This is a genomic window from Gemmatimonas sp., from assembly GCF_031426495.1.
Classification (GTDB): Bacteria; Gemmatimonadota; Gemmatimonadetes; order Gemmatimonadales; family Gemmatimonadaceae; genus Gemmatimonas.
Genome location: NZ_JANPLK010000078.1, coordinates 44948 through 67613, shown reverse-complemented (window position 1 = coordinate 67613; position 22666 = coordinate 44948). Strand labels below are relative to the sequence as shown.

General features: G+C 64.8%; 24 protein-coding genes and 1 tRNA gene. 11 read left to right on the top strand and 14 right to left on the bottom strand.

Features of this window, described 5'->3' with window-relative positions:
* The first annotated feature begins 165 nt into the window (after positions 1-165).
* Positions 166-1290: a PDDEXK nuclease domain-containing protein gene (locus RMP10_RS19725; protein WP_310571849.1), complete on the top strand. Its 1125-nt coding sequence runs from the start codon at positions 166-168 to the stop codon at positions 1288-1290.
* 418 nt (positions 1291-1708) lie between these two features.
* Here the strand turns inward: RMP10_RS19725 and RMP10_RS19720 are convergent.
* Positions 1709-1779 (bottom strand) — tRNA-Cys (locus RMP10_RS19720).
* 126 nt (positions 1780-1905) lie between these two features.
* On the opposite strand from RMP10_RS19720, the gene RMP10_RS19715 reads away from it, so the two are divergent.
* Genes RMP10_RS19715 through RMP10_RS19705 form a run of 3 tightly spaced genes read left to right on the top strand, consistent with a single transcriptional unit; the run spans position 1906 to position 3751 of the window.
* Complete coding sequence (locus RMP10_RS19715) at positions 1906-2385, top strand: MarR family transcriptional regulator (RefSeq protein ID WP_310571801.1); 480 nt, start codon at positions 1906-1908, stop codon at positions 2383-2385.
* Between the two features lie 59 nt (positions 2386-2444).
* Positions 2445-3107 (top strand): nitroreductase family protein, encoded by a 663-nt coding sequence (locus RMP10_RS19710; RefSeq protein WP_310571800.1) that lies wholly within the window; start codon positions 2445-2447, stop codon positions 3105-3107.
* Positions 3108-3118: 11 nt separating this feature from the next.
* Positions 3119-3751: an LON peptidase substrate-binding domain-containing protein gene (locus RMP10_RS19705; protein WP_310571799.1), complete on the top strand. Its 633-nt coding sequence runs from the start codon at positions 3119-3121 to the stop codon at positions 3749-3751.
* A 91-nt stretch (positions 3752-3842) separates the two neighbouring features.
* On the opposite strand, the gene RMP10_RS19700 is transcribed toward RMP10_RS19705, so the two are convergent.
* Genes RMP10_RS19700 through RMP10_RS19680 form a run of 5 tightly spaced genes read right to left on the bottom strand, consistent with a single transcriptional unit; the run spans position 3843 to position 7857 of the window.
* Entirely contained in the window at positions 3843-4610 is a 768-nt protein-coding gene (locus RMP10_RS19700; RefSeq protein ID WP_310571798.1) for an ABC transporter permease subunit, read from the bottom strand.
* A complete protein-coding gene (locus RMP10_RS19695; protein WP_310571797.1) occupies positions 4607-5542 on the bottom strand; it encodes an ABC transporter ATP-binding protein in 936 nt (311 codons plus the stop codon). Before RMP10_RS19695 ends, RMP10_RS19700 begins: the two co-directional genes overlap by 4 nt.
* Complete coding sequence (locus tag RMP10_RS19690; protein ID WP_310571796.1) at positions 5539-6438, bottom strand: hypothetical protein; 900 nt, start codon at positions 6436-6438, stop codon at positions 5539-5541. Before RMP10_RS19690 ends, RMP10_RS19695 begins: the two co-directional genes overlap by 4 nt.
* Positions 6435-7367, bottom strand: a complete 933-nt coding sequence (locus tag RMP10_RS19685; RefSeq protein WP_345785831.1) for an ABC transporter ATP-binding protein — start codon at positions 7365-7367, stop codon at positions 6435-6437. Before RMP10_RS19685 ends, RMP10_RS19690 begins: the two co-directional genes overlap by 4 nt.
* A gap of 16 nt (positions 7368-7383) precedes the next feature.
* Positions 7384-7857, bottom strand: coding sequence for a hypothetical protein (locus RMP10_RS19680; RefSeq protein ID WP_310571795.1), 474 nt, complete (start codon positions 7855-7857; stop codon positions 7384-7386).
* Between the two features lie 134 nt (positions 7858-7991).
* On the opposite strand from RMP10_RS19680, the gene RMP10_RS19675 reads away from it, so the two are divergent.
* Together RMP10_RS19675 and RMP10_RS19670 are read left to right on the top strand one after the other, a co-directional pair.
* On the top strand, positions 7992-9227 hold the full coding sequence (locus RMP10_RS19675) for an HDOD domain-containing protein (protein WP_310571794.1): 1236 nt from the start codon (positions 7992-7994) through the stop codon (positions 9225-9227).
* Between the two features lie 203 nt (positions 9228-9430).
* Positions 9431-10069, top strand: a complete 639-nt coding sequence (locus RMP10_RS19670) for a hypothetical protein (protein WP_310571793.1) — start codon at positions 9431-9433, stop codon at positions 10067-10069.
* Here the strand turns inward: RMP10_RS19670 and RMP10_RS19665 are convergent.
* On the bottom strand, positions 10066-10677 hold the full coding sequence (locus RMP10_RS19665) for a hypothetical protein (protein ID WP_310571792.1): 612 nt from the start codon (positions 10675-10677) through the stop codon (positions 10066-10068). The genes RMP10_RS19670 and RMP10_RS19665 overlap by 4 nt on opposite strands.
* Positions 10678-11053: 376 nt before the next feature.
* On the opposite strand from RMP10_RS19665, the gene RMP10_RS19660 reads away from it, so the two are divergent.
* Positions 11054-13276 (top strand): glutamine synthetase III, encoded by a 2223-nt coding sequence (locus RMP10_RS19660; protein WP_310571791.1) that lies wholly within the window; start codon positions 11054-11056, stop codon positions 13274-13276.
* A 119-nt stretch (positions 13277-13395) separates the two neighbouring features.
* Here RMP10_RS19660 and ada read toward each other — a convergent pair whose 3' ends face one another.
* Positions 13396-14463 carry a bifunctional DNA-binding transcriptional regulator/O6-methylguanine-DNA methyltransferase Ada gene (gene ada / locus RMP10_RS19655; RefSeq protein ID WP_310571789.1) on the bottom strand — a complete coding sequence of 356 codons (1068 nt, stop codon included), beginning with the start codon at positions 14461-14463 and terminating at the stop codon, positions 13396-13398.
* Positions 14464-14617: 154 nt separating this feature from the next.
* On the opposite strand from ada, the gene RMP10_RS19650 reads away from it, so the two are divergent.
* Complete coding sequence (locus tag RMP10_RS19650; RefSeq protein ID WP_310571788.1) at positions 14618-15013, top strand: luciferase family protein; 396 nt, start codon at positions 14618-14620, stop codon at positions 15011-15013.
* Positions 15014-15042: 29 nt separating this feature from the next.
* Here RMP10_RS19650 and RMP10_RS19645 read toward each other — a convergent pair whose 3' ends face one another.
* Complete coding sequence (locus RMP10_RS19645) at positions 15043-15708, bottom strand: hypothetical protein (RefSeq protein ID WP_310571787.1); 666 nt, start codon at positions 15706-15708, stop codon at positions 15043-15045.
* Between the two features lie 80 nt (positions 15709-15788).
* Here RMP10_RS19645 and RMP10_RS19640 point away from each other — a divergent pair, with 80 nt between their 5' ends.
* The 3 genes from RMP10_RS19640 to RMP10_RS19630 are packed head-to-tail and all read left to right on the top strand — an operon-like array spanning position 15789 to position 18639.
* The gene (locus RMP10_RS19640) at positions 15789-16997 is read left to right on the top strand and encodes an amidohydrolase (RefSeq protein ID WP_310571786.1); all 1209 of its coding nucleotides are present in this window, start codon (positions 15789-15791) and stop codon (positions 16995-16997) included.
* Positions 16994-17182: a DUF3311 domain-containing protein gene (locus RMP10_RS19635; RefSeq protein WP_310571785.1), complete on the top strand. Its 189-nt coding sequence runs from the start codon at positions 16994-16996 to the stop codon at positions 17180-17182. The genes RMP10_RS19640 and RMP10_RS19635 overlap by 4 nt, the downstream gene beginning before the upstream one ends.
* Positions 17179-18639, top strand: coding sequence for a sodium:solute symporter family protein (locus tag RMP10_RS19630; protein ID WP_310571784.1), 1461 nt, complete (start codon positions 17179-17181; stop codon positions 18637-18639). Before RMP10_RS19635 ends, RMP10_RS19630 begins: the two co-directional genes overlap by 4 nt.
* On the opposite strand, the gene RMP10_RS19625 is transcribed toward RMP10_RS19630, so the two are convergent.
* From RMP10_RS19625 to RMP10_RS19605, 5 genes are read right to left on the bottom strand one after another with little or no spacing between them, the layout of a single operon-like run.
* The gene (locus tag RMP10_RS19625; protein WP_309669908.1) at positions 18636-19043 is read right to left on the bottom strand and encodes a VOC family protein; all 408 of its coding nucleotides are present in this window, start codon (positions 19041-19043) and stop codon (positions 18636-18638) included. The two genes, RMP10_RS19630 and RMP10_RS19625, sit on opposite strands and share 4 nt — an antisense overlap.
* Positions 19044-19090: 47 nt before the next feature.
* Positions 19091-19399: a quaternary ammonium compound efflux SMR transporter SugE gene (sugE, locus tag RMP10_RS19620; protein WP_345785830.1), complete on the bottom strand. Its 309-nt coding sequence runs from the start codon at positions 19397-19399 to the stop codon at positions 19091-19093.
* 30 nt (positions 19400-19429) lie between these two features.
* Entirely contained in the window at positions 19430-20620 is a 1191-nt protein-coding gene (locus RMP10_RS19615; protein WP_310571783.1) for a dipeptidase, read from the bottom strand.
* A 10-nt stretch (positions 20621-20630) separates the two neighbouring features.
* Positions 20631-20960: a hypothetical protein gene (locus tag RMP10_RS19610; RefSeq protein WP_310571782.1), complete on the bottom strand. Its 330-nt coding sequence runs from the start codon at positions 20958-20960 to the stop codon at positions 20631-20633.
* 29 nt (positions 20961-20989) lie between these two features.
* On the bottom strand, positions 20990-22657 hold the full coding sequence (locus RMP10_RS19605; RefSeq protein ID WP_310571781.1) for an amidase: 1668 nt from the start codon (positions 22655-22657) through the stop codon (positions 20990-20992).
* Positions 22658-22666 lie beyond the last annotated feature (9 nt).

Genomic DNA, 22666 nt, shown 5'->3' with positions numbered 1-22666 from the left:
CATGTCGCCATATTTTTTCGCAGCAGATACTCCGCGAACGCCGGATTCTGCGCCTGGCGCGCGGGTGGGTCAGCGGCGGACTCGTCTGCATTTTGCAACGGGTGTTGCAGAATTGAACCGGCAGTCCAAATCGCTATATTGCAACGACTTACAGTATTGCAACAGGTGTTGCAAAATTGCCCTCTACTTGGAAATCCCCAAATGTCGACCCGAAAGAGCCGGTTGCCCGCCCCGATTCCTGCCCCCGGTGATGCGCCCTACGCAGAGATCCTAGAGAGCGTCCTCAACTTCATCGCGATTGGGGCTGGTGAGGCGGCCGCAGCAGTCAATCGCGAGACGATCTTGGCGCACTGGCGCATCGGTCGTGAACTGAATGCACGAATCAGCAAAGAGCTATGGGGAGAGGGCGTTGCGGGACGATTGGCAGCCGACCTGAAGCTGCGGTTGCCCGGACTGCGCGGGTACGCTCCGCGCACTTTCTACTACATGCGCCAGTTTGCCGCGGCCTACCCGGACGAAACGGTCGTGGCCGCCACTATGGCAAACCTGCCTTGGAGATCTAACATCGCGCTCTTGGAGCGACTCGATGAGACTGAGCAGCGCCTCTGGTACGCCCAGCAGGCCGTCGCGAACGGGTGGTCCAGCAATGTCCTTATCACCCACATTGGCAACGGGCTGCATCGCCGGCTAGGTGCCGCGCCCACGAACTTCGCCGTTGCGCTTTCGCCCGCGCAATCGGACTTGGCTCAGGCCTTGGTCAAGGATCGGTACAACTTTGATTTCTTGGGCCTTCCACTCGACGCCTCTGAGCGAGCGGTCGAAGCTGGCCTCTTGGCGAATTTCAAGGCGTTCCTCACGGAGCTCCATACCGGATTCGCCTACGCAGGAAATCAGTACCGACTTGTCGTCGGCGGCCAAGAGTTCTTCCTCGACCTTGTGTTCTACCATGTACCCACGCATCGATGGGTCGTGTTCGAACTCAAAATCGGCGCGTTCGAGCCAGAGTTTCTCGGCAAGCTCGGTTTCTATGTCAACGCGGTCGACGATCTTCTCACCGACCGTCATCTCGGACCAGCCGCTCGCGACAACCAAACCATCGGCATCCTGCTCTGCCGCGAAAGCAACGGAGTCGTGGTCGATTACTCCCTGCGCGGCACGCAAGTTCCCATGGGCGTGGCCACGTACTCGACGGCCCCAGCCGAGGTGTTGGCGGGGCTGCCCACCGAGGCGGAGTTGATCGAGACGTACCAACGCGCTCGCACTGTCGCCATTCGGCAGCAAGCGACGTAGACAACGGGAGCGTTGTGAATGGCGCAAACAATGTGGTGCTGGACTCGCATCCAGTGGGCACTGAATACCCGCCCTCGCCACACAGCTCGGCGTCATCGGTGCGATGACCAGGCTCCCGGGTGGGAGGCTCCGTCGCGCTGCGACATGGCGGCGCAAGCGCGCGGCGATCCACCACGCGATCCTCAACGCCGCGGCGAGCATGGATTCAGCAGGCGCGAGTCGTAAGCGCGCAGCCTCTCTCTTTCCCTCGAGAAACACAGACGGCCATCTCGTACAACGAGATGGCCGAGCAGTGCGACACAAACAGCATCACGACAGTACATCGGAGGTCGTGCAAAGACTTTCGAAAAACCGTGCAAAGACTTTTTTGAACGCGCATCAGAATCCAGGACCCACAGCGCAGCACTGGAGTTCGAAGAGGCGCCGGTCGGAATCGAACCGACGGTGGGAGATTTGCAGTCTCCTGCCTTACCACTTGGCGACGGCGCCGTGCCTGCACTTCACAGACAGCACGGCAATGTATCGAACTCACCCCTCCAGTGGTAGCAACCCATGCTCGACCCTCGCTCAATGTGTTAGATTGACAACTATTGTTCTAACAGATACAATTCTCGCATGTCCTCTCGCGCCACTGTTGACCCGACACCTCAGGATTTGGCCTCCGCAAACAGCCCCGCGTCCACGGTGCATGCGCTGCGCACTGCCGCGGCGCATGTAGAACGAGCAATGACGTGGGCGCTCGAACCGTTCGCCGTGACCACGGCACAGTACGAGCTGCTTCTGGTGATCCAGCGCCACGGCAAGAGTGGCGCCGGCTGCAGCGAGCTAGGAAAACACTTGGCTGCACCTGGGCCCGACGTCACCAGAATGCTTGACAGGCTCGATAGTGCCGGGTTAGTGGCGCGTAAGCGCGACGAAAAAGACCGACGAGTTGTACATACGGAGCTAACCGGGAAAGGCGAGGCACTGTTGGAGATGGCCGCTCCGGCGGTGCAGCAGGCGGAGTTGACCGTGTTCGACGGGCTCGCCGATAGCCAGCGCGCGCAGTTGGCCATTCTGCTCCAGGGTGTTCGCCGCAACTGCCCCGGGAACTGATTCTTTCGCGCCAACGCTTGTTATAACGAAATACGTCACGCCAACAGGGATTTACTGAGATGCTTACTTCCGAAGCCACCACCTCCGCGCTCCTCACCGCGGCGTACGCCACTCCCACCGAACGCCTCTCGGCGGCCGATGCCGCGATGGCGCGTCACTCGGTGCGTTCGTACCTCGACGTCCCTATCACCGACGACGAGATCCATACGCTCCTCGAACTCACTGGACGCGCCCCGTCCGCGTTCAATCTCCAGCCGTGGCGCTTTGTCGTCGTGCGCGACCAAGAGGTCAAGAACGCGCTCAAGGACGCCGCCTACGGGCAGAAGCAGGTCGGCGAAGCCCCGGTCGTGATCGCGATGTACTCGGACATGGACGACACGATGGCCAACCTCGGCGATATCGTGCACCCCGACCTCACGCCCGACAAGCGCGCGAGCACCATCGCGATGCTCGAGAAGAATTTCAGCGGCATGACGCCGGAAGCCCTCGCCGCCTGGGGCAACGGACAGGCCAACATCGCCCTCGGCTATCTGCTCCTCATCGCCACATCGGAAGGCTTCGACACCTCGCCGATGCTCGGCTTTCAGCCCGACCAGGTGAAGGCCATTCTCGACATCCCGGCCAGCGCCACGATGACCGCCATGGTGGCCCTCGGTCGCGGTGCCGATGACGGATTCCGTTCGCATCGTCACGCCATCGAGCGCACGACCAGCTTTCGCTAGATATTTCCCGAGTGACGGATCTCCTGCTTCCCATCTTCCCGCTGGGCGTCGTGCTCTTCCCGGGCACGATGTTGCCACTGCATCTCTTCGAGCCGCGCTATCGGCAGATGCTGGCCGATGTGCGTGACGGCGACGGGCGCTTCGGCATCATCGCGGCTATGCCTGGCGTCGCCGAACGCGACTTACCGGCGGGACGCATGGGGTGCGTGGCCGAAGTGACCGATGTAGACGTGATGCCCGATGGTCGCGCCAACATCATCGTCACAGGGCGCGAACGCTTCGCGCTCACGGCGTTCATCGAACACGACGCACCATATCACGTGGCCACCGGCACCGTCGTGCTCGACCACACCGGCTACGCCCCCGTCGCGCTGGCGGTCGCCGCCGATGAAGTGCTCGCCAACTTCAAACGCGTCGTGCAGGCCGTGCGCACGCTGAACGACGACACCGATCCGCTCCCCAACCTGCCCGACGACGCTGCACAGGTCGCGTGGAGTGTCGGCGCGATGATCGACCTCGATCTCGAGAGCCGGTATCGGCTGCTGGCCGAGCGTTCGCCGGCCGCACGACTCACGCAGATCGACCATGTGCTGCGAAAGGCGATCCCGGATCTGGAGCTGCAGGCAGCGCTAAAAGCGAAGTAAGGCGTAACGAGTACGGGGTATGGAGTAGGGGGTATGGAGTACGGAGTATGGAGTACCCCCTACTCCCTACTCCGAACCCCTTACTTCGCCGTTATCGTGTAATTCGCGGTCGCTGCAATCTCCGCCCACCGACATACACCGAGAGCACCACCAACACCGCAGCGCCCATCAGTGACGCCGCGAGCGACGGACCAGTTTGCAGGGCCTGCTCGGATGACTCGGTCAGTGATGCGGCCACCGACAGGGTCCACTGTCGCACGCTGAGATAATTGAGCGCCGGAAACGTGCGACTCAGCGCGCCTTCCCAGAACAGTACGTACACCAGGCCGGCCACCAGCGCCCGACGCGTCAGCAACGCGAGCGCCGTGAACAGCGCCGCGTACGTCACGCCACCGAACAGCACGGCCACCGTGAACGCCGTGGTGACATGCTCCGGATTGCTGCCGTCGGCGGCGATCGCACCCGTGCTCCACACCGCAAACGCCGACAGCACTCCCGTCACGATCGACGCATACAGCACGCGCACGCAGGCTATCCACCATCGCGGCGTCGTGGTCGTCACGAGATACAGCAGCGTGCCGTCATCTGTCTCGGCGCTAAACGCGCTGGTGCCCAGCAACAAGCCGATCAACGGCATGGCCAGTCCGCACACCAGCGTGTCGTAGCGCTGCACCAGAAACACCACCGGATCCCCGCTCAGGCTCCCGCGTGCGGCAAACGCCAACGCGAAGAGCACCGGCAGCAACAGGAGTCCGATCACCCCCACCACCAGCGTGACCGAGAAGGTGCGGGCCCACGCGAGCTGAACCAGCACGCGCGCCGTCGCCCACGGAGAGATACGACCGTACGCCACGCTCATCGGGCCACCAGGTAGGCGAATACGTGCTCCAGCGATTCATCTGTGGGCTGCACTTCGAGCAGCGTAATCGACGCCTGTTGCGCGACGGCCGCGATGTGATGCGCAAAGCCGGTGTAATCAATCGTGCGTACGATCAAGGCATCAGCCTCGATATCGACGCCCATGACCGAAGGTGATGCCAGCAGCACCGAGGCCAGCGAACGATCGTTGGTGGAGCGAATGCGCACGGTGTGCGGCCGATCGGTCATCATGCGCCTCAGCGTGCGATGATCGCCACTCGCCGCGAGTCGCCCGGACAACATCACCAAAATGCGCGACGCCACCCCTTCGATCTCTTCGAGAATGTGTGAACTGAGCAAGACGGCCGTGCCTTCACCCGCACGGTCTTCCAGCAGTCGCATCATGTGCATGCGCTGACGCGGATCAAGTCCGTTGAACGGCTCGTCCAGCAACAACAGCGTCGGCTCGTGCACGAGCGCCGCCGCCAGCTTGGTGCGCTGTCGCATGCCTTTGCTGAAGCCACCCACTTTGCGATCCGCCACGGTGTCCATCTCGACCGTCGTGAGCGCGCGCAGCGCGGCCATTTTGGGATCGCGCAGCCCAAGCAGTACGGCGCGCGCTTCCACGAAGGCGCGCGCCGACAACATCGAGGGCAGCGCCTCCCGTTCCGGCACCAGCGCCACATGGCGGAAGATCGACGGGCGCTCGAGCGGCGACTCGCCATACACGCGCACCGTGCCGCTGGATGGCGCCAACAGTCCTGCCGCCATCTGCAGCATCGTGCTCTTGCCCGCGCCGTTCGGACCCAGCAATCCGGTGATGCCCGCCTCGATGGCACAGGTCACATCATTGACCGCCACCACGTCACCGTACCAGTGAGAGACGTGATCGAACGCCAGTGGAATCTGCAAGACGCTCTGCGAGGTGCTCATACGCGCACGCGGCGCACGCGCCAGAACGTCGCGAGCACACCGGCCGCCCCGAGCGATAGCGCCAGCACCGCGAACATCCACAGCGGCGGCGGTGGCGCCAGCTCCATCGCGCGATTCTTCTCGCCGAATAGAATCAGCGCCATTTTGTGCAACGAACGCAGCGGATCGATGAACCCCGAGACGTCGGCAGAGATGCCGGCCAGATCGTCGAGCCCGATGGACACCGCCGCCGCTACCAGAAACACACCGATCACCGACGTCGTGGCATAGGCGCGGCGCGGCGTCATCGACGCCATCGCACCGCCGATTCCCCCGATCACCCACGCGGTGAGCGTGGCCTGCATCAGCACCGGGCCGGCCTTTGTGCCCATCTTGGAGAACGCGGTGGCCGGATCGACCGCGATGCCGATCTCGCCGATGTACAGCAACAGCAATGGCGCGGCACAGACCACCAGCAGCGCACACAGCACGGCCGCGACCCGCGCGCTGGTGTACACGTCGCGCGTCACGTCGCGCGTGAGAATCAGTGGCAGCACGCGATGCTGCTGATCGTGACTCATCACCTCCGGCGCCTGCGCGGCGGCGAACAGTACGAACAGAATGAGCTGCGCCTGAATCAGGCCGCCGTACATGATCGGCAACTGCCCCTTGGTGGCGGACGACGCCGCCAGCGTGGCAAGACACGGCAGCATCGTAGCCGCCAGCACGAACGCGGGCACCGCCTTCGACTTGAGTGGACGACCAAATCCGAACATCGCGCGGAATCCCTGCGCAAACAGCGCGCGCCACGCTCCGCGCACGCCGTCCCGCGCACCCTCATAGCGTCGATAGCCGAGGTCGTGAATCGTGGTATCGCTGACGCGATCGCTCACGTGTTGGAACACGTGTTGGCTCACGTGTTGGCTCCGGCGAACAGGTCTTCCAGATGTCCGCGCCGGCGTTCGATGCGCAACAGTCCCACGCCGGTCGCCACCGCGACATCGCGCACGATGTCATGCGTGGCGAACACCCGCGCCACACTCTCGGCGTCGTCGCCGTTCGGCAGGTCCACCAGCGCGCGCAACAGCTCGCGCTGCACCACCAACCCCTGCGCCACCAACGCGGCACAATACGCGTCCACGTCGCCGTCGACTTCCACCAGCAACGTGCTCGTCTCACCGATGAGCGCGCCCAGTCGTTCCGCACGCACCAGGCGCCCCGCGTCGATCAAGACGACATGCTCGCACACGCGCTCGAGCTCACCCAACAGGTGCGACGACACCAACACCGAAATGCCGAACTCGCGCCCCGTGCGCTGAATCAGTGCCAGCATCTCGTCGCGGCCGGCAGGATCGAGTCCGTTCGTGGGCTCGTCGAGCACCAGAATGCGCGGATCGTGCACCAGCGCCTGCGCCAGTTTCACGCGCTGCGCCATACCGGTGGAGTAGCCGCGCATGGGCCGGTACCGCTCCTCGAACAGCCCCACATGACGTAGCACTTCGGCCGCCCGCTCGCGCGCCGCCGTCGCGGGAAGCCCGGAGCAACGGGCCATGAACGACACGAACTCCGCTGCCGTCATCTCCGGAGGCAGACAGTCATGCTCGGGCATGTAGCCCACGAGTGAGCGGATCGCGCGGTTCTCTCGCACCACATCATGTCCCATCACCTGCGCCGACCCACTCGACGGATCGAGCAGGCCAAGCAGAATCTTCACCAGCGTGCTCTTCCCGGCCCCATTCGACCCCACCAAGCCGGTAATGCCCGGCTCGATGGACACGGTGAGGCCATCGAGCGCGGTGACGTCGCCGAACCGACGCGTCAGCTCGTGGGTGATGATCAGTGCGATGGGAGCGTCCTCGGGTTCAGACGGCGATTGCCGCTGCCGCGGCGGGATCGACGATCACCGGCAGCGTCACGCCGGCCTTCGCCGCGCGCTTCTCCAGCGTTTCGCGATCGAGTAGCCCGCGAATCAGCGCATCAGCGTCGCGGTTCTGCAGGTACTTCCCTTTCTCCCAGCCTTCCACGATCCCCTTGGGCGTGCCGTAGCACAGCTCCGCGAACTGCGGGATCGTGAGCCCCAGCGACTCACGCAGCTGTCGGATCGCCTTCGGCGCCAACAGATCGTGGGCGACCCGGATCTGCTCGGTCGCCGACTTCTCCGCCACATCGCGCTGGTCGATGGTCCGGTTCTCATGCCCGCACTTTTCGCAGCGATAGAACTCGCGGGTGACTTCGGCCGCCATGCCGCTGATGCGCATCGTGACCGTTTCCGTCTGAAGGGCGTACCGGCCACCGCAGCCGCGGTGAAGGCTTCCGTCGAGCGTCGTAATACTCATGTCTGATCGAAGGGAGATGACGAGGGACGCCGGGACCGAATCCCGAAAGAGTACCTCGCGAGCAGTTGAATCGTCTTAGAGTCGCTACGACGACGTCGTCTGCGCCACCCCTGTACCGCGTTCTTCCCAGCCAAATGTCCGACTTCTGCCTCGTTCGCCAGCCCGTCTTCGGTACGACCGGCGCCCTGCTCGGGTACGAAATCCGCTTCAAGGAAACGGAGACCGGGGAACACGGCTTCGTCGAGAGCTTCCTGAGCGGCACCTTCGACCTCGTGCGCAATCGCATGCCGGCCTTCGTGTCCTGCACGCGTACGCAGCTGCTCGATGATGCGTTTCACGTCGCCGAGCCGGGCTCCGCGATCGTGATGCTCCCGCCTGATCTCGAAGCCGACGAAGCGGTGACCGAAGCCGTCGCCCGCTACCGGGCGCACGGCGGGTTGCTCGCCCTCGATGACGTCGGCGAAACCGCCGGCCCGTCGGAGGCACTGGTCCCCTACGTCACCTGGGTCCGGGTCGATATCAGCAGCGAGAACGCGGTCACGATCGGCAAGATCTGCGATCGCATCACGCAGGGCTTCGGCAAGCACGCCCCCAAGCTGATCGCCACGCAGATCGACGAGCTCGCGCAGTACGAGGTGGTGCTGGGGCTGGGCTTCGACGCGTTCCAGGGCACGTTCTTCAGCCGCCCCGAGCCGTTGCCGTCGGCCAACATGCCGCAGTCCACCGTTGCCGCGATGCGACTTATGGGCATGGCGCGCGATCAGAAGATCAACGACCGCCAGCTCGAAGACGTCATATCGACCGATCCGGTGCTCACCTTCCAGCTGCTTCGTCTCGTGAATTCGGCCGCCATCGGCATGCGCGGCGTGAGCTCGATCGGACAGGCACTGCGGCTGATCGGTCGCACCGCCTTCCTCCGCTGGCTGGCCGTGGCCGTGGCCGCCGCCCGCCGCTCGTCGAACGGCGTGGACCAGGAACTGGTACGTCAGGCGGTGGAACGCGGTCGACTGCTCGAGCAGCTGGTTGGCGGCTCACGCGACGCCGGCACCTTGTTCCTCGTCGGCCTCTTCTCGTTGCTCGATGCCGTCTTCCGCATGCCGCTTCCCGAAATTCTCTCGCGCGTCGTGCTCAGCGACGAGGCCAACGAAGCCCTGCTCGACCGCACCGGCCCGTACGCAAACGCCATCAATTTCGCCGAATCGTACGAGCTCGGCCTTTTCGAGAACGCGTCGGAGATCGCCAAGGAGATGGGCATCGACCCGGCCAAGGTCGGCGACTTCTATACCAACGCTATCAGCTGGACCGCCGAAGCACTGGGTGCCGCTCTCGACGCTCAGCCGCCGGCGCCGACTCCCGCTGGTCGGAGATAGTAGCAAGTGTATCTATAGTGTCCCTTTAATGGACCTATGAAGTAGCCTCGTCCAGATGGCCGCCAAGCAGTCAACTTGGCGGCCATTTGCCTTGCCCAACTTCTTGCAGTTGATCTGCGCCTATCGCTTCCTATCATTTCCTATCGACAGTGCCGAAGGCAGTGCCTACGCTGGAACCGTTCGTTTCCGTTCAATCCCACCGCATGCTCACCTCACCGGCGCGCCGCTGCGCGGCCCTGCTGATCCTCGCGACTTCCGCCGCACTGCGCCTCGACGCCCAGGACACCACCTCCGTCGAGCGCGCCGCTGTGTCCGGGAAGCCGAGCCCCATGCTGTTCGTGACGCCGCTCCTGTCGGCCGGCTGGTCGCAAACACTGGGCACCCCCAAAGCCTGGAAGCGGACCTGGGGCGGCTACGGCTCACGCGTGGGCGATCAACTGGGCTACCTCGCAGTCAAGACGACCGTGAGACACCTGGTTGATCGCGCCGTACCGTGGGTCGACGACCACTCTGTCTGCATCACGCCGCCAGTGTCGCTGGCCCGTGAGACCCTGACCCGGGCAGGTTGCGCGATCGTGCGGACCAGCACGCTGCGCACGGCCCACGGGGATGTACGCCCAAACCTGCCGTTTCTCGCCGGCGCCGTCATCGGCACCGTGACGTCGCTGAGCTGGCGCCCCGAGCGGCAGACGGCCGTCTCCAGCCGTTCGTTTGTGTTGCAGCGCATCGCGATCACGTACGGGGCGACCGCCTTCGTCCGGCTGGTGACCGACTGGCGCGCCGATGCCCGGCGACGGCCCGAGGCGCGGCAGCCGGCGGCGCGCGCGCCGGCGGCGCCCTAACGCGCCGGCATCAGCGGCAGCTTCTGCACCGTCTGTGTATCGGCGGCGGCCTTCGCCGCCTTGGCCGCCTCACTCCAGGGCTGCGGGGCTCCGGCGGTGATCGTGAGGCGGATGCGCTCGATCTGCGTGGCCGACGCGTCGAACAACACCGCCACCAGATTCCCCGACCAGATCACATCGCTCGGCACCGACTTCCATGCACCGATCGTGTCGCCCCGCGGCGTGAGCCGGAAGCGGTCCAGCGCGGTTACGTCCTTGGCCGCAGCCAGCGTATCCGCATAGAAGAAGGCGACCATCGAGGCCGTGAGCCCGATCTTGTAGCGCACCCCCGGCACGCTCAGATATGCGACCTGCAGTGAGTCGCCAGCCGGCTTGAACGCCAGCCCCGACTTCACGACGCGATCCTCCAGCGCGCACCGCTTCCAGGTGCCATCGCGCGGGCAGGCCGAATCGCTCGGCGTCATCGGCCGCGGCATCACCGCGACGATGGGCGTGCCGGCCGCTGAATCGACCTTCGGGGCGTCGTCGCCACTGCAGGCGGCAACCGCGACCACCGCCGCTATCACCGCCGTCCGTCGCGCGCATTCAAAAAGAAAAGCAGTTCGCATGACCCAGTGTACCCCGTGACCCTATCGACCGCCAAACCCTCCGTGATCTCTGCGCTCTCCTTGTCTCTGCGTGATCGGTTCCCCCGATCCGAGCCGCAAAAGCACCGACGTGTACCAGAAAAGATCACGCAGAGAGAAAGAGGGCGCAGAGTACACGGAGGGCACCTTTGTTCGGGCTATGTTCGCTAATGATGGCATTAACACCGAGCTGTACCATAAACTTCGCACCTCTGGCAGCATCGCCGGTACGATCCGGTAATGTGACGTTGGTTTTTGTGCCCGAGTCTGACATATTCCTGCAACTTGTGCACGAATAGCGGTACAGTCGGTCAGCTTACGTCCGTCGTGCCGCCTACCACTCCAAAAACACATCGCCATGTCCTCCATGAACGGCTCGCGCGTCGCTGCCATGCGCGAAGTTACGCAGCGCCCGGTTCGCATTACCGTCCGCCCGGAAGAGAACGGCATTCTGCAGCCGACCAGCGCCTGGTTCGGCATGAACACTTTCGGGCTGCGCCAGATGCGCGCCAAGTTGCCCAAGGACATCTACAAGAAGCTCGCAGCCTCCATTCGCCTCGGCAAAAAGCTCGATTCTGAGATCGCGCCCGTCGTTGCGCAGGTCATCAAGGAATGGGCGATGTCGCGCGGCGTCACGCACTTCACGCACTGGTTCCAGCCGCAAACCGGCCTCACGGCCGAGAAGCATGACGCGTTTCTGAACTTCGACGAGAACAAGCTCCCCATCGAGACGTTCACCGGTGAGCAGCTCATTCAGTCGGAGCCCGATGCGTCGAGCTTCCCATCAGGTGGACTGCGCGCCACGTGGGAAGCCCGCGGCTACACCGCGTGGAATCCGGCGTCGCCCGTGTTCATCAGTGAAACCGGTGGCGTGAAGTATCTCTGCATCCCGTCGGTGTTCATCGGCTACAACGGAGAAGCGCTCGACGAGATGACGCCGTTGCTGCGCAGCTCCGACGTGTTGTCGCATCGCGCCATGGAACTGCTCGAGCTCATCGGCGACAGCGGTGTGTTGCGCGTGAACACCACGCTCGGCGTCGAGCAGGAATTCTTCATTATCGACCGCTCGCACTTCGCCCTGCGCCCCGACCTCGTCATGGCCGCGCGCTCGCTCGTGGGTGCGCCGCCGCCGCGTGGACAGCAGCTCGAAGACCACTACTTCGGTGGCATCCCCGAGCGCGTGCAGGCGTGCATCAGCGAAGTCGAGCATGAGCTCTACAAGCTCGGCGTGCCGATCGTCACGCGGCACAACGAAGTCGCGCCGTCGCAGTTCGAAATGGCGCCGATCTTCGAAGACACCGACATCGCCGTCGATCACAACCATCTCGTGATGAGCGTGCTGCGCAAGATCGCGCTGCGTCACGGGCTGCAGGCCATCGTGCACGAGAAGCCCTTCGCCGGCATCAACGGCTCGGGCAAGCATTGCAACTGGTCGCTCTCGATCACCTCGGACAACCAGCTCGACGGCACCAACCTGCTCAAGCCGGGCAAGACGCCACACCAGAACATCCGCTTCCTCGTGTTCCTGGCGGCGGTGCTCAAGGGCGTGCACAAGCACGCCGGTCTGCTGCGTGCCGGTATCGCCGTGAGCGGCAACGAACATCGTCTCGGGGCGAATGAAGCGCCGCCGGCGATCATCTCGGCCTTCCTCGGCACGGGCCTCACGCAGGTGGTGGAAGACATCGCCGCTGGCAAGACGTCGCCGAAGAACGCCGAGCAGGCCATGCTGAAGCTTGGCGTGGCGAAGCTGCCGGACGTCGAACAGGACAACACCGACCGCAACCGTACGTCGCCGTTCGCGTTCACTGGCGCGAAGTTCGAGTTCCGCGCAGTGGGCGCGTCGCAGAGCATCGCGTTCCCCGTCATGCTGCTGCAGGCCGCGGTCGCTGAAGCGCTGGGCGAGATCATCGAGCAGCTCAAGGCCGAGATCAAGACGGGCAAGAGCACCGACGACGCCGCACTCATGGTGGCCGCCAAGGCCTTCAAGGAATCGGCCGCCGTACGCTTCGAAGGCAACAACTACTCCGACGAATGGGTGGTTGAGGCCAAGAAGCGTGGTCTGCTCAACCTGCGTCGTACGCCGGAAGCGTTGGCCCAGCTACGCACCGATGCCGCCGTGGCGCTGTTCAAGAACACGCACATTCTTACCGAAGTCGAACTCGAGAGCCGCTACCATGTGCGTCTCGAGCGCTACGTGAAGGACATCCTGATCGAGCTGCACACGATCCAGCAGATGATCGACACGCAGGTGCTCCCGGCGGCGTACGCGTATCTCGGCACGCTGGCGACATCGGCGGGTCAGGGTGCCGTCGCTGGCATCAACATGCAGCCGATCGTCGACGCCGCGAACTCGGTGTCGAAGCTGGTGACCACGCTGCAGAAGAAGCGCGCTGAACTCGCCAAGGTGATCACCAAGGCCGAGCACATGCACGATGATCTCGGCGGACAGGCCGGTTATCTCACCACCACCGGCTGCGACACGATGGGCGAAGTGCGCGACGCGGCCGACGCGCTCGAACTCGCGATCGGCGACGAGTACTGGCCGCTGCCGCGGTACCGGGAGATGCTGTTCCCGGTTTGATCGGGAACCTGTAACTGCCAACTCCCGAGTAAGCAGGAAGGAGGGTATCAGGCTGGAGGAGGCAGGAACCACGCGCGGTTCACCTGCTTCCTGCCCCCTGATACCCTCCTTCCTGCTTACTAGGGAGTTTTCAGTTGCTCAACCCGCAGCAAGTTTGCCTTCCTCTCTAACCCCCACGCGTAGCCGCCTAGGCTGCCGTCAGCGCGCACCACGCGATGACACGGCACCACCATCGCCACCGGATTCGCGCCGCAGGCCGTGCCCACGGCGCGCACCGCCTTCGGGGCACCGATGCGCGCCGCGAGCTCCGCATAGGTGATCGTTTCGCCGCGTGGGATCCGCTGCAACTCGCGCCACACGCGCTGCTGAAACGCCGTGCCACGCAGATCGAGCGGCAGCGCGTGCGACAGCGCCGCGCCACTCGCCAGCGCCACCACGCTCGCGCTGATGTCGCCGAGCGCTGCATCATCCCGCACGAGGTCCGCGGCGTGCAATGACTCGCGCAATGTTGTCTCGAGCGCCGCGGCGTCGTCGCCCAGCACCACGCGATGTACGCCACGCGATGTCATCGCCACCATCACGAAGCCAAGTGCACACGGCACGATCGTGTAGAACACCGTCTCGCCGGCCGCGCCGCGACGCAGCGCACCGGGAGACATGCCAAGGTGCGCCGACGCCGCCGCGTAGGCACTGGGCAAAGAGTCGAAGCCCGCGTCGAAGGCCGCGCTCGACACCGATGCACTCGCAGGCAGCGCGGTGCGCAACCGCTCGCTGCGTTGGGCCCGTTGCCATTCGGCAGGTGTGCAACCCACCAGGCGCGTGAACACCCGCTGCAGATGGGCACGACTGACATCGAGCGCATCAGCGAGCTGCGTGACCGTCATCGCATCATCCTCCAGCAGGCTGATCGCGCGCACGACCAGCGGCGTGTGCAAGGCATCGGTGCCACCGGCCAAGGCCGACTCCGGCACGCAGCGTTTGCAGGCCCGGAAGCCGGCCGCACGCGCGTCGAGGCCGCTCTCATAGAAACGCACGCGGTCCTGCCGAGGCCGACGCGACGGACAGGACGGACGGCAGAAGATTTTGGTCGACGTTACCGCAAACACGAAACTGCCATCCCACTGGCGGTCGCGCTCGACAACGGCCCGCCAGCGCGGATCGATCGTTGCATCAGGAACAGAGTTCATCGAAGCCATGACAGACGATACGCTATGCGCTTCCGGGCCGCGACACGATTCGTCTCCGCAAACCCGGACCGTGCCGATTGCTCGCCTTTCACGAAAACCCGGTGCATGCTCAGGCATCACTCCATTCGGTTCACGTCTTGCCTTGGTGATGCACATGGGCACCATCGACCTCGGCGCACTGGTCGCCGGAATCGTCAAGCACTGGGATGGCGTCGAGGTCCTGCCGTATCGGTTTGGCGGCGTCGAGTTTCGCGTGGACCGTCGCGAGATGGGACACGTGCACGTGAGCGGCGTGGCCGACCTGCTCATGCCGGTGCGATTGCGGCGCGACCTCGTGGCCGCCGGCCGCGCGGAGCCACACCGCACGCAGCCACACTCAGGGTGGATCAGCTTCCGCATGCGCAGCGAGCACGACGTACCAGCCGCGGTGGAACTCTTCCGGCTCAACTATGAGCGGCTGCGTGGCATGGTGCGTCCCCGCTCGGTCACGTCGGTGGTGACCAATCCCACCATGCTCGCCGACCGCAGCGCCGACGATATGCCGGCGTAGGCATCTCGTCTCGTACCGAGGTCGCTGGATTACGCCGGCGACTCGGTGCGTTCGACCAGCGCCGGTGCTGGCGCCTTGCTCGACATCAGCTGCGTGACGAAGCGCTGACCTTCCGAGATGCGCTCGATTTCGATCGACATGGCATCAACCGCCTGCTCGATTCGCTCCAGGCGGGCCGTGCCTTCCAGCAACTGCGCACTCGGCTTCGGCTGATTCGAGCGCTTGATCATGAGGCGCGCCGCGGCCCACGCCAACGGTCCCCATATCATCACAATCGACACGATCGAAATCGCCGTCAACTGTCCGGAGCTGAACGGACCGTACCGCTGCGTCGCCGCCTCTTCAGACACGAGCTCACCCGGTGCCCGAGCTAGTTCGCGGCCGTTGGCGGCGATATCGCGCTCCAATTGTACGATGCGTTCGTCCATGACCGCCAAGCGCTGCTCAAGTCCCTTCGCGCCCGGACCACTCGTACGCAGTAGTTCCTTGGAAACATCGTCACGGCGCCCCTGCACCGAGGTCAGCTGCCGGGACAGCTCACTACGCTTGGCCTTCAGTGCCTCCACATCAGCCGCCGTGAGCGGCTTGAGGCTGAGCGGAGCCGCGTCGAGACCCGTCGTGACGCCAATTGGTACCTGCGGGGCGGCGGGCGGAGCTGGGGGCGCCGAGATGGATGCGGGTTGCTGGAAGACCATGCTCAAACCTACGCAAAGAAGGGCCGAGCGGTTACATCACTAGGGAAGCGTCCACGTTCACCCGTGCCTGATCCGTGACCATGACGACTGCCACTCATACGCCGACCCTCGACGCCGCCGCCTTGCTCCACGAGGCGCAACAGCTGGCGCCGCAGGTGATCGACTGGCGCCGCGCGCTGCACCGGCACCCCGAAGTCGCGTTCCAGGAACACGAAACCGCCCGGTTCATCCAGCAGGTGCTGGAGCAGATTGGCGATCTCGAGATCTCGCGTCCCACCGAGACGAGCGTGATGGCGCGGCTTCTCACGGGTCGGCAGGGACCGGTGCTCGCCGTGCGCGCCGACATCGACGCCCTCCCCATCCACGAGGAGAACGACGTCGAGTACCGGTCGCAGACGGACGGGGCGATGCACGCCTGCGGGCACGACGGACACACCTCGATCGCCCTTGGTCTCGTGACCCTGCTGGCGCGTCATCGCGACCAGCTGCGCGGCGAGGTGCGCTTCCTGTTTCAGCATGCCGAGGAGCTCTCACCCGGCGGCGCCGAAGAGATGGTGCGTCAGGGCGTGATGAATGGGGTCGACTACGTCATCGGCCTCCATGTCTGGTCGGCCATGCCGGTTGGGCGCATCGGACTCATTGCAGGACCGGCGATGGCCGCGCCCGACACCTTCGAGTGTACGATCATCGGCAAGGGCGGACATGCCGCCATCCCGCAAGGCACGATCGACCCGATCGCCATCGGCGCGCAGGTCATCTCGGCACTGCAGCACGTCGTGTCGCGCACCGTCGATCCGCTCGACCCCGTCGTCCTGTCGGTCACGCAGTTCGTTGCCGGCACCACGTTCAACGTGATCCCCAGCACGGCCTATCTCGCCGGTACCGTGCGCACCTTCGATCCCATGCTGCGCACCACCGTGCCCGTCACGATCGAGCGCATCATCAAGGGCGTGACCAGCGCGTTCGGCGCCACCTACGAGTTCCGGTATGAGCCCGGCTACCGTCCGGTGATCAACGATCCGGCACTCACTGCGCGACTGACCAACGTCGTGGCCAACACATTCGGTGCGGACACCCTCATCGACATGCGCCCCACGATGGGCGGCGAGGACTTCTCGGCGTACCAACAGCGTGCGCCGGGTGTGTTCGCGTTCATCGGTGCGGGGAATGTCGAGGTCGGCATCGACTTTCCGCATCATCACCCGCGCTTCCAGATCGACGAACGCTCGCTGGACATCGGCCTGCGATATCTCACCGCCGCCACCCTTGATCTGCTCGCCACGGCATGACCAAGCCGTATCGACTGCTGGCGCTGGTCCCTGCAGTCGCCCTCGTCGGCGCGCCGTGGTTTGCCAACCGCGTCGAGCCGCGCATTCTCGGTATGCCGTTTCTGCTCGGATGGATTGTGTTCTGGGTGCTCATGACGTCCGTCGTCATGGCGATCATCGGTGCCCTCGATAGTCGCGAGCCATGACGATTTCGCTCGGCATCCTGTCCGCCACGCTCTTGCTGGCGCTCCTCCTCAGCGTGCGCGGCGCACGAAGCACGGGTGGCACCGCCAGCCTGGAGCAGTGGAGCGTCGGCAATCGCGGATTCGGCACGATGCTCGTGTTCATGCTGCTCGCCGGCGAGATCTACACGACGTTCACCTTCCTCGGTGGCAGCGGCTGGGCGTATGGACGCGGCGCACCGGCGTTCTACATCATCGGCTACGGCGCAGTGGCGTACATCATGTCGTACTGGCTACTGCCGGCGATCTGGAGTCGCGCCACGACGTGGAAGGTGCTCTCGCAGTCGGAGTACTTCACGCGGGCCTACGGCAGCCCCGCGCTGGGAAATCTGGTGGCCGTGGTGAGTATCGCCGCGCTCATGCCGTATCTCGTGCTGCAGCTAAAAGGCCTTGGCATCATCGTATCGGAGTCATCGTACGGGGCAATCAGCGCCAATGCCGCCATCTGGATCGGCACCACGGCCACGGTCATTTACGTGGTGCTGTCCGGCGTGAAGGGATCGGCCATGACGGCCGCACTGAAGGACGCCATGGTTCTGCTCTGCGTGGTCGGTCTTGGCATCGTATTGCCGGTCAAGCTGCACGGCGGCATCGGCCCGATGTTCGCGCGGATCGCCGCTGAACGTCCCGATTTTCTCACGTTGCCATCGCGTGGTATGTCGCCCAGCTGGTTCGCCAGCACAGTACTGCTCACGGTGCTGGGGTTCTACATGTGGCCGCACACGTTCGGCTCGGTATTCACCGCCCGCGATGCGTCGGTATTTCGCCGCAATGCCGCCCTGATGCCGCTCTATCAGCTCGTGCTGTTGTTCGTCTTCTTCATCGGCTTCGCGGCGCTGCTCTCGGTACCCGGGCTCAAAGGCGCCGATGTCGACCTCGCGTTGCTGCGTGTCACGCGCGACACCTTCGACCCGTGGATCGTGGGGCTGGTCGGCGCGGCGGGTCTGCTCACCGCACTGGTGCCGGGTTCTCTCATCCTCATGAGCATTGCGACGACGCTCGCGCGCATCGTCCGGCCACCGCGTGAAGGACAGGCCGCCGACTCCGCCACCTTCGCGCGGTTGCTCGTGCCACTGCTGGCTGGCATCGCGCTGTTCTTCACCTTCCGCGGCGGCAGCACACTCGTCACGCTGTTACTCATGGCGTACAGCATGGTGACACAGCTCTTCCCCGCACTGCTTGCGTCGCTGCTCCCGACGGCGCGCATCACCGCCGTCGGTGCCTTCACCGGCATCGTGGTCGGCGAAACCGCCGTCGCGGCCACCGCGCTCGGTGGCGTGTCGATGTCGACCCTCTTCCCGGGATGGTCGCATAGCATCACCGACATCAATGCCGGCTTTCTGGCGCTGGTCCTGAATGTCCTGACCATGGTGCTCGTCAGTCGCCTGTCGAGTCCCAAGGCTCTCCCCGCTAGGGCCTAGTCGACCGCCGGCGGGAAGCCCGTCACGTCGTCGAGCACTTCGGCCACGCAGATGCGGTGCCCTTCGGGATCCTCGAGTTCGAACTCGATCTGACCGTACGGCATCAGTTCCGGACCCCGCACCAGCGGCGTACGACGACGCGCATGATCGAGCAGCGCGGTCAACTCACCGCCGTCCAGCCGCAGGTAGACATCCCAGTCGTGGGAGGCCGGCGTGCGCACGATTGGTGTTTTCGCGCGGCGAAGCATCAGCTCGGCGGCGTCGCGGCGGAGAATGCAGAACTCGAACGGGGCGACGTCGGGAAATGGATCGACGGCGAAGCCGAGGATCTCGCGATACCACGTCATACAGCGTTCGACATCAGCGACGCGCAGGACGGGGACAACGGCGGCAAATCGGATCATACCGATTGAATGCGTCATCGCGACGAGAAGTGCCAGTCCCGGCGGTGCTAGCTCGGCGAGGTCAGCTTGAGGCCGATGATGCCGCACACGATCAGCGCGACCGACAGGATCCGTCCCAGATCGCGCGACTCACCGAACACGAGGACGCCGACGATGGCGGTACCCACCGCGCCGATGCCGGTCCAAACCGCATAGCCAGTACCGACCGGCAGGGTCTTGAGCGCCTGCGCGAGGTAGTAGAAGCTCGCGATCATGGCGCTCACGGTGATCGCCGACGGCATGGGCTTCCGGAAGCCGTCGGAGTACTTGAGGCCGATGGCCCAGACGACTTCCAGCACTCCGGCCACCACCAGCATCCACCAGGCGCGCGTCACCGGGACGTCACGTTAGCGGCCCGCCCGAAGGGTCGGCGACGTCGAGGGCAGCTGCGCCAGCAGGAAGTCCCGTGTGTTGCCACCCATCACCTGCGCGATCGTGCCCTGATCCATGCCGGCCGTAAGGAGGCCATCGGTGATCGCCGCCATGCCGCGCGTATCGAACGGAGTGCGCGTGGCACCATCGAAGTCGGAGCCTAGCGCGACGTGCGCGGCACCGGCCACCTGTACCGCATGCTGGATCGCCTTCACGATATTGGCGACGGTGGGCTCGCACACCGCACCATCCCAGTAGCCAATGCCGACGAGTCCACCGTTGGCCGCGATCGCCCGCAGCTGATCGTCCGTGAGGTTGCGCGGCCCCGGGCACGTGGCCGCTACGCCGGTGTGCGATACCACGACTGGCCGCGTGGCCATGCCGAGCACCTCCTGCACCGTCTGTTGCGAGGAATGCGCGAGATCGACAATGATGCCGAGCGCTTCCATGCGCGCGATGACCTGACGACCGAGCGGCGTGAGCCCCGCGTGCGTGACGCCGTGCGCGCTGGCCGCAACTTCGTTGTCGAAGAAGTGCGTCAGTCCCATCATGCGGAAGCCGGCGGCGTAGAGGGTGTCCACGCTCTCCAGCTTTCCGTCGAGCGCATGCAGCCCTTCGATCGCGAGCAACGTCGAGACCTGTGCCGGATCACCGGCGCGGCGCTCCACGAACTGCGCCATCTCCTCGCGCGTCGTGATCAGCGTGAGCGTATTCGCCGAGCGCAGCGTCGCGTCGCGCAGCTTGTCAGCCTGATACATCGCGCGCGCACGCAGACTCGTCCATGTGGCGCGCGGCCAGCGCTCCGCGATCGCCAACAACAGCACGTTGTCCGTGTCGCCGGTGTTGTGATCGTAGTTCATGCCGCGCGGTGTCTTCGTGACGACCGAGAACACCTGCAGCGCCACGTGGCCTTCCTGCAAGCGCGGCACATCCACGTGTCCTCGGGCCACGCGCTCCAGTGGATCGCGTCCCCACAACAGCTGGTCGGCGTGCATGTCGGCCACGAACAACCGACGATGCAACGCCGAAGCCACCGGCGATACGATCGGCAGGGACGTGCTCACGACGGTGTTCATCCGACTGTCGGCAATGCGCGGGCCGACGGTGACGAAACCGACTGCCCCGAGCACCACCAGCACCAGCAGTCCGATCAGGATACGCTTCATGTTCGCTTCCTCAGCGCAGCCCGCGCGGCATCGGATCTCCCGACATTTCGCGCGCATTCGGCAGCGAATTCGGGACGCTCTCACCGCGCAGGTCACCACAGCGGTCGATCGCCTGTTCGGAACCTTGGTCGACCGTATCCGGCAACGACAGTCGATCCACCCGCATCGAGTCGACGTCGGTGCGCGCCTTCACCCTTTCGGCGGTGCACAATGCGCGCATGGCATCGATGCGCGACAGCCGCTCCAATCCGGAGTCCGCGGCGCGATTCAGGAACTGCCAGGCCCACGCACCAAGCGCGAGGGCGCCGACCAAACTGCCGACGGCAATCAAGCGGGACATGCCCGCCGTTCGCGTTTCTTCCGGCGCCACTACGACCCCCGCTTTGGTGGCGCGATTGGCACCGTCGGCAAAAAGCGCGGTGCCCGACGCGCCTCCGTCGCCTGCTCGAAGGCATAGGCGAGGCCGATCAACCGGCCTTCACTCCACGCCCGACCAATGAACGACACACCGAGCGGCAACGCATCGGCGAATCCCATCGGCACCGTAATGCTGGGATAGCCGGCCACCGCCGCCACACTGGAGTTGCCGCCGCTGTAGCGATCGCCGTTGATCAAGTCGGTCGGCCACGACGGTCCGTTCGACGGTGCTATGATGGCATCGAGTGAGTGCTGCGCCATGATGGCGTCGATCCCCTCGTCACGCGACAATCGACGACACGCGGCCACGGCGTCGCGATACTTCGCGTCGTCGAGCGAACCCATGCTCTGCGAGCGCTCCATCTGCTCCTGTCCGAAGTACGGCATCTCGACGCTGGAATTCGCACGATTGAACGCGATCACGTCGTCCATGGTGCGCACCGACACCGTGCTACCGCGCTCCGCGAGATAGGCGTTCACGCCCGCCTTGAACTCGTACAGCAGCACGTCGAGTTCCGCTTCATCGTACTTGCCCACCGTTGGCACGTTGGCCGGATCCACGATCACGGCACCCGCTTTGCGCAGTGCGTCGATGGCACGCTCGAACGCCGCATCGGTCATCGGATGAAAGCCGGCCATGTTGCGCGCCACGCCGATCCGCGCGCCCTGCAGCGACTTCGCATCTAGAAACGTGGTGTAGTCCGCCGCGCTCTTGCCCGCGCTCTCCGTCGTGGCGCGGTCGCGCCCGTCCACGCCGGTCAGGGCACCCAGCAGCGCCGCCGCATCGGCGACGGTGCGCGCCATCGGGCCCGCCGTGTCCTGCGACGACGAAATTGGAATGATGCCGCTGCGGCTCCACAACCCGACCGTCGGTTTGATACCCACCAGTCCGCAAATCGACGACGGACAGATGATCGAGCCGTCGGTTTCCGTGCCGATGCCCACGGCGGCCAGGTTCGCCGAGATCGCGGTACCAGTGCCCGAGCTCGAGCCGCACGGATTGCGGTCGAGCACGAACGGATGGCGCGTTTGTCCGCCGCGTCCGCTCCAACCACTCGTGGATCGTGTCGATCGGAAGTTCGCCCACTCGCTCAGATTGGTCTTGCCCAGCAGCACGGCGCCGGCCTCGCGCAGTCGCTGCACGATGAACGCATCGCGCGGTGCCGGCTTGCCCACCAAGGCCAGTGACCCGGCCGTGGTCTGCATGCGATCGGCGCTGTCGATGTTGTCCTTGATCAGCACCGGAATACCGTGCAGCGGACCACGCACCTTGCCTGCACGACGCTCGGCGTCACGTTCCGCCGCAATCGCGAGCGCATCAGGATTCGTCTCGATCACCGAATTCAGCGTCGGACCGCTGCGATCCACCGCCGCGATGCGTGTCAGATACGCCGCCGTGAGCGTGCGTGACGTGAGGGTCCCTTTCGCCATCCGCGACTGCAGCTCCAACACACTCAGCTCGGCGTATGGAAACGCATCGGGCTGTACGCCGTCATGCTTCTCACCGGCCGCCTGCGCCGTCTGCATCGGCACGAGTGTCGCCATCGTCCCAACGGTGGCCGCTGCTGCCGTGGCCAGCGTCGACGCGACAAAATCGCGTCGATCGATCCGCTTCGTCATGCCTCTTCC